The 229-nt window shown below is 74.7% G+C and carries 1 protein-coding gene; it reads right to left on the bottom strand.

From position 1 onward, the window contains the following. Positions 1-229, bottom strand: a 229-nt coding sequence (locus tag CBZ_RS21565; protein WP_218022817.1) for a hypothetical protein, incomplete at both ends; no start/stop codon positions are given.

The raw sequence follows: 229 nt of genomic DNA, 5'->3' as shown, positions 1-229 counted from the left end.
TCGTCGACGAGGATCCACGCGTCGCCCAGCACGGTCGTCTCCGTGTGACCGTCCAGCGCGCGGAGCCGCTGCGTGGTCGCGGTCGTCCCCACGACGAACCCCCCGCCGAGGTCGACCTCCGCGGGGACGCCGAGGGTGTCGTAGAACGTGTCGCGGTCGACGACGACGCCGGGCGCGAGGGTGAACCACCCGGCGAGCGGCGGCTCGACGCACGGGTCCTCGGTGCGCG

Origin of the sequence: Cellulomonas biazotea (assembly GCF_004306155.1) — a bacterium.
Classification (GTDB): Bacteria; Actinomycetota; Actinomycetes; order Actinomycetales; family Cellulomonadaceae; genus Cellulomonas; species Cellulomonas biazotea.
The sequence above is the reverse complement of the archived record's forward strand: the minus strand, read 5'-3'. Positions and strand labels throughout refer to the sequence as shown.